7 protein-coding genes are annotated in these 8971 nt (G+C 57.5%); 5 read left to right on the plus strand and 2 right to left on the minus strand.

The window, feature by feature from the left end; all coding sequences use genetic code 11:
* Positions 1-445 (minus strand): FAD-binding oxidoreductase (locus tag IT585_09440; protein ID MCC6963461.1); only part of this gene is annotated, 445 nt, incomplete at its 3' end.
* 137 nt (positions 446-582) lie between these two features.
* Here IT585_09440 and IT585_09445 point away from each other — a divergent pair.
* The 5 genes from IT585_09445 (at position 583) to IT585_09465 (ending at position 8218) form a co-directional block, all read left to right on the plus strand.
* The gene (locus IT585_09445; GenBank protein ID MCC6963462.1) at positions 583-2100 is read left to right on the plus strand and encodes a sodium:proton antiporter; all 1518 of its coding nucleotides are present in this window, start codon (positions 583-585) and stop codon (positions 2098-2100) included.
* An 11-nt stretch (positions 2101-2111) separates the two neighbouring features.
* The gene (locus IT585_09450; GenBank protein ID MCC6963463.1) at positions 2112-2573 is read left to right on the plus strand and encodes a universal stress protein; all 462 of its coding nucleotides are present in this window, start codon (positions 2112-2114) and stop codon (positions 2571-2573) included.
* Positions 2574-2585: 12 nt separating this feature from the next.
* Positions 2586-3983: a trypsin-like peptidase domain-containing protein gene (locus IT585_09455; GenBank protein MCC6963464.1), complete on the plus strand. Its 1398-nt coding sequence runs from the start codon at positions 2586-2588 to the stop codon at positions 3981-3983.
* Positions 3984-4035: 52 nt separating this feature from the next.
* Positions 4036-5421 carry an MBL fold metallo-hydrolase gene (locus IT585_09460; protein MCC6963465.1) on the plus strand — a complete coding sequence of 462 codons (1386 nt, stop codon included), beginning with the start codon at positions 4036-4038 and terminating at the stop codon, positions 5419-5421.
* Between the two features lie 154 nt (positions 5422-5575).
* On the plus strand, positions 5576-8218 hold the full coding sequence (locus IT585_09465; protein MCC6963466.1) for a carboxypeptidase regulatory-like domain-containing protein: 2643 nt from the start codon (positions 5576-5578) through the stop codon (positions 8216-8218).
* A gap of 156 nt (positions 8219-8374) precedes the next feature.
* Here IT585_09465 and IT585_09470 read toward each other — a convergent pair whose 3' ends face one another.
* Entirely contained in the window at positions 8375-8884 is a 510-nt protein-coding gene (locus IT585_09470; GenBank protein MCC6963467.1) for a TonB family protein, read from the minus strand.
* Between the last annotated feature and the right edge of the window lie 87 nt (positions 8885-8971).

Genomic DNA, 8971 nt, shown 5'->3' on the forward strand with positions numbered 1-8971 from the left:
CGCTGGCGTTCGTCGAGACCATCCCGCCGATCGTGGCGACATCCGAACTGCCGCCCGGTGAAGGCGGGAAGAACAGCGACTCCCGTTTGAGAATTTCATTCAGTTTCTCGTAGACGATTCCCGGCTCGACCTCTACCTGCAAGTCTTCCGGCCAGAAGGCGATGACCTTGTCAAGACCTGAAACATCCAACACGATCCCGCCCGCAACCGGAATCGCGCTCCCCTCCAGCGCACTGCCCGCTGCCCGCACCGTTACCGGCACGGCCAGGTCATGACAAAACTTGATCGTCGCCGCGATATCCCCGACCGATTCAGCGCGTACGATCGCGCACGGCACCACCGGTGTCAAAGCTGACTCATCGATGGCGGCCGCTTGCAGAGCCGTTGGATTCGTATTGACCTTTGATTCCCCGAGGAGGCTGCGTAATGAAGCGACCAAATCCATTGCGGGAAGCTACACGACGGCCGCATGAGAATCAAGGAGATTACTGGCGTTGCGCCGATGCTCGCGCAAGCTGCATTCCATCACGGTGATTCGCTCCTTGATTATCGCCTTAACAAGTTCTATCTTCCCAACCTGTTATGATGAAGACGCCGCGCCAGTTGTCTCCGCAAGGACTCTTTTCACCAAGGCCCCTCGTCCTGATCCTCCTTTTCTTGCTGGTTGCATCCGCAGCCACGTATGGGGCTTCCACGGCGGCTGAGTTCGAACAGCACGTTCCGGCACAGGTGTCGGCGCCAGCCTGGGCTGGTCTGCCACTCTGGAGCTGTATCCCCTTCGTCGGCATCTTGCTTTCAATTGCGATCATCCCCATGGTCGCGCCGGTCTTCTGGCATCACCACTTCGCCAAAGTCTCGTTTGCCTGGGGGTTGATCTTTGCCGTCCCGTTCATCGTCGCCTACGGCGGCCTCGCAGCGCACGAACTCGCGCACGAGATGCTGTTGCATTATCTCCCGTTCATCATCCTGCTCTGGGGACTGTTCACCGTGTCCGGCGGTATCTATCTCTCCGGCACTCTCGTCGGCAAACCAATGACCAACGTGATGCTCATGTTGATTGGCACAGCGCTCGCCTCATGGATGGGAACGACCGGCGCTGCGATGCTCTTGATTCGCCCGTTGATCCGCGCGAACAAGGCCCGCAATCACAAGGTCCATACAATCGTCTTTTTCATCTTTCTCGTTGCCAACATCGGCGGCCTGTTGACGCCGCTCGGCGATCCGCCGCTGTTTCTCGGTTTTCTGAACGGCGTGCCGTTTTTCTGGACCTTCCAGTTCTGGCCCAAGATGGTGCTCGCGACCGTCATTCTGCTGGCTCTCTACTTCGTGATTGACAGCTACTACTTCCATAAGGAGAAATCACGCGGAGGAACGGTCACCATTGATCCGCACGAGCCGCTCCGCGTTCACGGTGCCCACAATTTCCTGTTACTGCTCGGTATCGTGATCGCCGTACTGCTTTCCGGCACTTTGAAACTCGGTGAGGTCAGCCTCTTTCATATTCACTTCGAGGTCGCCTCGCTGCTACGCGACGCACTGATCGTGATTCTCGGCATCGTCAGCCTCAAGACCACCACCGCTCAGTGCCGCGAGGCCAACGGCTTCAGTTGGTTTCCGATCAAGGAGGTCGGGTTTCTCTTCATCGGCATCTTCATGACCATCGTCGCGCCGCTGAAGATCTTGCAGGCCGGTGCCGCCGGCTCGGCTGCGCCGCTGTTCTCGATCGTCGGGTCACCGGCCAGTTATTTCTGGCTCTCCGGAACGCTTTCCTCGTTTCTCGACAACGCACCGACTTACCTGACGTTCTTCAATATGTCGCTCGGTAATCTCGGTGTCGCGCCCGGCGATGTCACCGGCATTCTCACGAACGCGCTGGCCCATCCCAACGCACACCTGTTCATTGAAGACTTGACCGCCCTCTCAGTCGGCTCCGTCTTCTTCGGCGCGAACACCTACATCGGCAACGCACCCAATTTCATGGTGCGCTCAATCGCCGAAGAGGCCAAAATTCCAATGCCGAGCTTCTTTGGTTACATACTCTGGTCGATCGCCATTCTGGTACCCTTGTTCTTGTTGTTGACGGTTATATTCTTCATGTAAATCGAGGTGAAATGATGTTCAAGAAAATCCTCGTGCCCTCCGACCTCAGCGAGCAGTCGACGCCCGGCCTCCACCGTGCCGCCGAACTGGCCAAGCTCATGGGCGCCGAGCTGGTCCTGCTCAATGTGCGCCCCGAGTTCATGTCGAAAGAAGAGATGGTGTTGCTTCGGATCAAGTACTACGACTTCCTCAAGCAAGAGAAGGACACCGCGGTGGCCGCCAAGAAGATCCTCGAAGAGGAGTTGCGGCGCGCCGGCGGCGCCGATCTCAAACATCAGGTCCTGCTTCGCGAAGGCGATCCGCACCGCGAAATCCTCGAAACCGCCAAAGAACTTGGCTGTGACCTGATCGTGATCACAACTACCGGTCGCACCGGTCTGCTGGAACATCTGCGCGGCAGCGACGCCGAGCAACTGGTGAAAGACACCCACGTGCCGATCCTCGTGCTGCCGGTGCCGCGAACGAAGGAATAGTCAGGTCGGACTATGCGCCAGTTGCTGCCGATAATAGCCGCATCGATTCTGCTCTTCAGCTGCGGCCTGCGAGCACAGCCCCAGCCGGATGAACTTGACCGACTGAGTTCATCGCTGCGCACGCTCGCTGATCGCACCACCCCGGCGGTGGTCGGCATTCTTGCCACGGGCTACGTCCCCGGGGCTGGCGGTCTGTGGTCCGAAGAAGGCCTATTGACTCGTCAGCAGGCAGGCGGCTCTGGTGTCGTGCTCTCCGCCGACGGCTACATCGTCACCAATGCGCATGTTATCGAAGGTGCACAGCGAATCCAGGTCCTGCTGGCCTCCGGGTCCGGCGGTACCGGCCGATCGATTGTTCGGCCGCGTGGTCGCGTCGTCGGCGCGCAGGTAGTCGGTATTGACTTCGAAACCGACTTGGCCGTGCTCAAAATCGCGGAAACCAACCTGCCCTTTCTCCAACTTGGCAACTCCGATGACGTCCGCCAGGGCCAGCTGGTGCTCGCCTTCGGTTCACCGCTCGGCCTGGACAACTCCGTCACCATGGGGGTCGTCAGCGCCGTCGCCAGGCAGTTGCGCCCCGAAAGCCCGATGATCTACATTCAGACCGACGCCTCAATTAATCCCGGTAACTCCGGTGGGCCGCTGGTGAATTCCCGCGGTGAAGTGATCGGCATCAACACCTCGATTCTCTCGCAATCGGGTGGCGCTGAGGGAATTGGCTTTGCCGCTCCGAGCAATATTGTGCGTGCAGTCTATACCCAAATCAGAGACCGGGGCCGCGTGCGCCGCGGCGAAATCGGTGTCAATGCCCAGACTATCACGGCGGCGATGGCGGCCGCGCTCGAGTTGCCGCACAGTCCCGGAGTCATCCTGGCCGATGTTTACCCCGACTCGCCCGCCGAGTCTGCCGGCCTGCAAGTCGGCGATGTTGTCCTTTCTCTCGACGGCAAGACCATGGAGAATGGCCGCCAATTCACGGTTAACCTTTACGGTAAGGCTGAAGGCGCACTCGTCGATGTCGTCGTCCTCCGCGGCGTCGACACGATTTCTGTCCGCGTTCCCGTAGTCGAGCGACAGGACTACCAAGACTTGTTGTTCAATTTGGTGACGCCCGAGCGCAACCTGATCGCACCGCTCGGCATTCTCGGCCTCGACTTGAATCCCGAGTTGGAACAATACGTCGGTAAACCGCGTTACGAAACCGGCATCGTCGTTGCCGCCCGCTCGCGCAGCAGCTTGATGTGGGAGCAAACGATTCAACCCGGTGATATCATTTATGCGGTTAACCGCGAACGCGTCGAATCCCTCGAGCAGCTGCGCGCGCTCCTGGCCAAGCTAACCGCGAACCAGGTGGTTCTCCAGGTAGAACGACGCGGTCAGCTGTTTTACATTCCAATGGAAACCCGATGACCGCTAACCCCGTCAACGATGCGCGCCCCGCGGCGCTCCCGAGAATCTGACTATGATGCAAATCACCTTTCATGGCGCCGCCGGAACCGTGACCGGATCAAAATACCTGGTTACTGTTAACGACAAGAAGATTCTTGTCGACTGCGGTATGTTCCAAGGCTCCCGCGATCTGCGTGAACGCAACTGGCTGCCGGTGCCGTTCGCGATCAAGGAAATCTCTGCCGTCATTCTGACACACGCGCACATCGATCACATCGGCTTCCTGCCCAAGCTTGTGCGCGAGGGTTACAACAGCCCGATCTATGCGACACCGCCTACGGTCGAATTGTCCCACGTCTCCCTGATGGATACCGCGATGCTGCAGATGGAAGACGCCCAATTCCGGCAGAAAAAACACTTGTCGCGCCATGAAGTCGTCCTGCCGCTGTTTGATATCGACGATGCCGAGGCCACGAAGAAGCTTTTCCGCAACGTCAAGTTTCACGAGTGGGTATCGATCGGCAAAGAGTTTCGCTTTCGCTATCATATCGCCGGGCATCTGCTCGGAGCAGCCGGAGTCGAGCTTGAAATGGACGACGGCGTCGAGCGCAAGTCAATCTTCTTCTCCGGCGATGTCGGTCGTTACGGCAACCCGCTTACGACCAATCCGCTTTCGCCGCCGCACTGCGATTACCTCGTGTGCGAATCAACCTACGGCGGGAAGATGCATCCAGCTCAAGATGCTCACACGGTGTTTGAAGAGCTGATTAATGAAGTCCACAACAGCCGCAGTATCCTGTTGATCCCGGCCTTTGCCATCGGTCGCACGCAGCAAATCACCTATCTGGTCAACGACCTGATCACGAATGACTTTGTCCCGCCGATCCATATTCACATCGACTCGCCGATGGCTATTTCTGCTACCGAGATTTATATACGCTACCCGACCTATCACTCGATCGACCTGAACAAACTCGGTGGCGCTAAATCCGTGCTCGATGGCGACAACGTTACGTTACATCGCACCCGCAAATCGTCGCAGACCCTCAACGAACTCAGAGGGCCGGCGATCATCATGTCTTCCAGTGGTATGATGACCGGCGGCCGTATCCTCCATCACCTGCTCAATCGCCTGCCTGATCGCCGTACCACCGTGGCACTGGTAGGATTCATGGCGGAAGGCACTCTCGGCCGGAGACTCGCTGACGGCGCGGAAATGGTTTACATCCACAAGATGCCGGTCGATGTGCGCGCTCGTATTGTCAAGTTCGAAGGAATGTCGGGTCATGCTGACTGGTACGAACTATTACATTGGCTTGAACCAGTCAAATACCAACCGAAAAAAGTCTTTATAACTCACGGGGAATCCGAGCAATCAGCCGCAATGGCTCTCCACCTGAAAGACGAACGCGGCTGGGAGACGATAATTCCCAAACTCGACGAAACACACCCGCTATAACTGCCACGTTATCTTAGCCTTATGTTCAAAGCTTCGGAGATCGATTTTCACTTGCCAAATGGTTGATTTGCCTTATTTTGTGATACGAGCTATTACTACCTGATTTGGTCTTTAACCCGCCCGAGGACAACGCACCTGTGTTGTTGGAGACTCAATGCTTAAGTCGCTAAAGCTGACCAGCTTATGCCTAATGTTGCTTACGTTTGCAGCTATGGCAGCGGAGGTCAATCAGTACTACTTCCGTTTTGATGTCCAGGACCGTAAGGAACTTTCGGTTCTGACTAAAATCATCTCAATTGACGAGGCCACCCCGCCGACCGGAACGACCATCTATGCTTACGCCAATGATCGTCAATTGGCCGAATTCCAGAAATTGGGCTATGCGTACACGATGCTGCCGAATCCCGGTGACGTTGGCCCAGTGGATATGGCCGCGAGCAGCCGCGACGCCATGGCTTGGGATGTCTATCCCACCTACACTGCCTACGTGCAGATGATGAATGATTTCGCGACCAATTACCCCAGTCTCTGCCAGATCATCAACATCGGTACTACCGTTCAGGGTCGCTCGCTTCTGGTCGCCAAGATTTCTGATAACGTTGCGACCGAGGAGAACGAGCCGGAGGTGTTTTACACATCATCAATGCACGGCGATGAAACTACCGGCTACGTATCGATGCTGCGCTTGATCGACTCGCTGCTGGTGGGCTACAATGCCGGCAACACGCGTATCCAAACCATGGTTAACAACATGGAGATCTACATCAATCCGCTGCACAATCCCGACGGTACTTATCGCTCCGGCAATACCACCGTTTCCGGTGCCTGGCGCTACAACGCCAACGGTGTCGATCTCAATCGCAACTACCCCGACCCGCAAGACGGCCCGCATCCTGATGGCGAGGCTTGGCAGGTCGAAACGCAGGCCTTCATGGCCTTTGCCGAACAGCACAGCTTTGTGGTCTCTGCCAACTTCCATGGCGGCACCGAAGTCGTCAACTATCCGTGGGATACCTGGGTTACGCGCCATGTTGATGATGCCTGGTATCAGACAATTAGCCACCAGTTCGCCGACACCGCGCAAGTGGCCGCCGGCGGCGGCTATATGACCGGCTACAATGACGGCATCACCAACGGCTTTGACTGGTACGAAGTGGACGGCGGTCGTCAGGACTGGATGAACTACTGGCGTCATTGCCGCGAAGTCTGTATCGAGATTTCGACCACAAAACTCGTGTCGGGCTCTTCGCTACCAACCTACTGGGGTTATTTGCGCCTGTCATTCCTGCGTTTCTTGGAGCAGGCGATGTTCGGCATCCGCGGCACGGTCACCGATGCGAATACTGGTCTGCCGCTGCCGGCGCTCGTAACTGTCACGGCTCACGATGCCGACTCCAGCCACGTGCGCACCGATCCCGATCACGGCAACTACTACCGCCCAATCGCCAACGGCACGTGGAACCTCAGCTTCAGCGCGCCGGGTTACATCACACAGACCGTCGGCAATGTGCTCGTCCTGACCAACACTGCAACGGTCGTCGACGTCCAGCTCCAACCGGTGCCAACCATCCCGGTGATCAGCTACCTCGATGACACCGCGCCGGCCGGCATCGACCCCGGTGAAGCCGTCTCGATGTACATCACCCTCTACAATGAGGGAGGTGGTGCTGCGACAAATGCAGTCGGCGTCCTCTCCAGCACCGATCCATACCTCACAATCACGCAGAACACCTCAACCTACCCGACCATCGCCCAGAACGGCGGCTCGGCGCAGTCGAACGCGCAATATGCGTTTACCGTATCGCCGACCTGCCCGGTGAACCACGTCGCTCCGTTTCGCATCGACATCGCCGCCGACGGCGGCTATGTTGATTCGGCCTTCTTCTCGCTGACTCTCGGACAAGCGGTGGAAGACTTTGAGGACGGCAACTTCACGGCTTACAATTGGGTGCTCGGCGGCAATCAACCCTGGACGATCGTCAGCTCCGGCATGTATGAAGGCGCCTATGCAGCCGCCTCGGGGACTATCACCCACAGTCAGAACTCGACGATGACCGTCACACTTACGATTGCTCAGGCCGGTAATGTTTCGTTCTATTACAAGGTGTCTTCTGAATCCAACTGGGACTTTCTCGAATTCTACATCGATGGCGTGAAGAAAGCTTCCTGGTCCGGCTCCGTCGGTTGGGCGCAAGCTTCTTATCCTGTCACCGTCGGATCGCGCACTTTCCAGTGGAAGTATGTCAAGGATGGGTCGCAATCGGTCGGTTCGGACAAAGCGTGGGTCGATCTGATAGTCTTCCCGCCGCTGCAGTCGGCCGCCCCGCTTGTCATCACTACCGAATCACTGCCGGACGGTGAAGTCGGCACAGCATACTCGCAGCAGTTGATCAGCACCGGCGGCACCGGCACGGTCACCTGGAGCGACCTGAATCACAACCTCAATGGCACCGGCCTCTCGCTGTCGGCGGCGGGTCTGGTCTCCGGCACGCCGACCACGGCCAGCGTGATTAACTTCACAGCACGGGCGCAGGATCAGGCCGCGGTCATTACCGACAAGAACTTCGCGATCAACGTGATTCAGCCGGATATGTGCGGTGATGCCGATGGCAGCGAATCGATTTCGATTTCAGATGCTGTCTACTTGATCGCCTACATCTTTTCCGGCGGTCCGGCACCGGGATCGACCACCAAAGGCGATCCGTCTTGCGACGGGCAGGTAACGATCTCCGATGCGGTGTACTTGATCAGTTACATCTTCGCCGGCGGTCCAGCGCCGTGCGCCAACTGTAAGTAGTCCTTCCAAAGGGCAGGTCTCCTCGTGGATGTTCGTGACAAACGAAACTCTACAAGGAGACTTGCCCCACAGTTTCTGTTTACCGGAGTACAAATGGATACAGGCAGGCGCTGGCCTGCCTGTCTGGTCTGAATCGGTGCGCTGCGGTCCGAATGCCTAACGCAACTGGAACTTGAGCGTCGCTTTGACAGTGATCTCGCGGTCGCCGTGACCGGAGAGGCGGGCTTCCAGCGCCGCTGCCAGAACCGCCTGCTCAAATCCCCAATCGGGCGCCGAGCAACTGACAATCCGGGCATCTTTCATCTTGCCCTTCTTGTCGAACGTGATGTTCACTTCGACCACACCCTCCTTGTTGACGACGCGCGCCTTCTTCGGATACACCGGGTCGATGTAAAGCTGATACCTGGAGGCGTCTTCAACGGCCGTGGTATCGGTGGTGGTGACGCGGCGAGTCGGCTCGACCTTTTTGATCGGCCGCTCGGTGTCGGGACGTTTGAGTCGGCTCTCGATGTCAACCAGCGGTTTGGTTTTGCCGCCCGAAATCTGGGTGGCGTAGAGGTCATCCTTGTCAGTTTGACCGGCGGTGATTGGTACAGCGAAGATCGTGACGGCGATGAATGTGAGGATGGTTGCCATCGCCGGCCAGCAGAGTGATTTCGCTGTCATTGCCCTCTCCTCCTCTCACTTTAGTCTAACAGCGTCCCGCTACTATTAGTTTCGAACGCGAGGGCGAAAACTTAAGTCAACCATGCC

The sequence above is a fragment of the Candidatus Zixiibacteriota bacterium genome, assembly GCA_020853795.1.
Classification (GTDB): Bacteria; Zixibacteria; MSB-5A5; order CAIYYT01; family CAIYYT01; genus JADJGC01.